This window comes from Streptomyces sp. NPDC058664, from assembly GCF_042716635.1.
Classification (GTDB): domain Bacteria; phylum Actinomycetota; class Actinomycetes; order Streptomycetales; family Streptomycetaceae; genus Streptomyces.
In genome coordinates, this window is sequence record NZ_JBHXRW010000192.1 from 1 (window position 1) to 1,891 (window position 1,891).

The window sequence follows — 1,891 nt, forward strand, 5'->3', positions numbered from 1 at the left end:
TACTCCAGCCGTAGATCGTGATCTTCACGTCTGACCGGCTTGCCGTCGATAGTGGCTGGCCTGGGCGCGGGCTTGGTGACGACGTCGCCAGCAGGACCAGTCGAGCTGGTGGGCCGCGTCGCGGACGGGCCGGATGACGAGCGTGGTGAACAGGCGCTGGATCTCGTGGCAGGTGAGCGGTATCAGGTCGGCCGGTCCGAGTTGCCGGGTGTGCTCGTCGGCTCGGACGACTGCGAGGAAGGCGTGGGCGAGCATGGCGAGGGTGACCCAGCGGGACCAGGAAGCGAAGCGGCGGACCTGGTGCTCGTCCAGTCCGGCCAAGCCCTTGCCGGACTGGAAGAACTCCTCCACCCGCCACCGTGACCCCGCGACTCTCACCAGCGTGGGCAGCGGCACGGGGGTGGTCGAGTAGCAGCGGTAGAAGGCGAGTTCACCCGTGCCGCGGTTGCGGCGGATCAGCAGCTGGTAGCTGCCGGGGCCGGGGTGGACGAGGTCGATGACGGCCCAGTCGTAGAAGCGGTGTCCCTTCGCCCCGGTCCCGGCGGACAGTTTCTGCCAGGCCCTCTTCGGCAGCTTCTTGGCCAGGGCGTCCGCGCGGAACTTCCCTGCCTGGGTGGTGACTTCGTGGGTGCGGGCGACGGCCAGGACGTAGCCGCAGCCGCGCTCCTCCAGTGCGCCCCGCAGCGTCGGATTGCCGCCGTAGACCTCGTCGCCGGCGACCCACGGGGCTTGGTGGCCCGCGTCCAGGAACCGGCCGATCATGCGGGCGGCCAGCTCCGGCTTGGTGGCGAACACGGTCTCCCCGCCGAGCCCGGCGGCCCGGCAGCGGTCGGGCTGGTCGGTCCACGAGCGCGGCACGTACAACTCCCGGTCCACCGCGGCGTGACCGCGCCGCCCCGCGTAGACGAGGTGGACAGCGACCTGCGAGTTCTCGATCCTGCCCGCCGTGCCGGTGTACTGGCGCTGGACACCGACCGTGTGGGTGCCCTTCTTCACGTCCCCGGTCTCGTCGACCACCAACACCGCTTGGTCGTCGCGCAGATGCTCCACCACGTACTCGCGGACCTCGTCGCGCACCAGGTCGGCGTCCCACTTGGCCCGGCCCAGCAGGTGCTGCATCCCGTCCGGAGTCGCATCGCCGGCCCACTCGGCGATCGTCCAGCAGTTCTTGCGCGGCAGGTCAGACAGCAGACCGAGCACCAACAACCTCACCCGGCGCCGGGGCTCGACCCGCGTGAACCGCCCCGCGATCCGGCCCATCAGGCCCTCGAACGCGTCCTGCCAGCGGGCGGGATCTATGCTGTGACCTGCGGCCACCGTCTCTTCGTCAGTCCACACAACTCACGATGATCAACGGTGGCCGCACCTGTGTCGGCACAGGCCCTGACCAGCGAAGTCACGCAGTGCCGCTACTGGCTAGACTCGAATCAGGGGCATCTCAAGGTCGGAGGTGACTCCATGCCCGCTATCCTCTTCGTCCGGATCACATCCGGACTCGATGCGCAGGAGTTCGAGCGGCGCCTGCTGGAGCGGCGGCCCCGCTTCCGTGACGTACCCGGTCTCCTGCAGAAGGTCTACGGCCGCGACAGCGCGACCGGCGACGTGTGCGGCATCTACTTCTTCGAGAGCCAGGAGGCGCTCGACGCGTTCCGGGAGACCGAGCTTGCCCGCACCATCCCTGCCGCGTACGAAGCGGTCGAGGTCCGTCGCGAGGTGTACGAGGTGCTCTATTCGCTGCGGCCCGACCGGGGGCCCTTCGCCGAGTCCGGCCACCCGGCGGCGTGACCCGCCGACGACTGGCGCGAGGGCATCAGACCGAGCCCGTGCCAGCCGCTACCAGCGCCAAGCAGCGCAACAACCGTGAAGATCACGATCTACGGCTGGAGTACTA

The 1,891-nt window shown here is 69.4% G+C and carries 2 protein-coding genes; one reads left to right on the plus strand and one right to left on the minus strand.

The window, feature by feature from the left end; genetic code table 11:
* Window positions 1–24 precede the first annotated feature (24 nt).
* The gene (locus ACFWUY_RS41435; RefSeq protein ID WP_384122163.1) at window positions 25–1,260 is read right to left on the minus strand and encodes an IS701 family transposase; all 1,236 of its coding nucleotides are present in this window, start codon (window positions 1,258–1,260) and stop codon (window positions 25–27) included.
* 198 nt (window positions 1,261–1,458) lie between these two features.
* Between ACFWUY_RS41435 and ACFWUY_RS41440 the strand changes: the two genes are divergently transcribed.
* On the plus strand, window positions 1,459–1,785 hold the full coding sequence (locus ACFWUY_RS41440) for a YdhR family protein (protein WP_384122160.1): 327 nt from the start codon (window positions 1,459–1,461) through the stop codon (window positions 1,783–1,785).
* Window positions 1,786–1,891 lie beyond the last annotated feature (106 nt).

Excerpts from the sequence above, each read along its gene's own strand:
- ACFWUY_RS41435 (WP_384122163.1), bottom strand. The coding sequence starts at position 1,260 with ATGGGCCGGATCGCGGGGCGGTTCACGCGGGTCGAGCCCCGGCGCCGG.
- ACFWUY_RS41440 (WP_384122160.1), top strand. The coding sequence starts at position 1,459 with ATGCCCGCTATCCTCTTCGTCCGGATCACATCCGGACTCGATGCGCAG.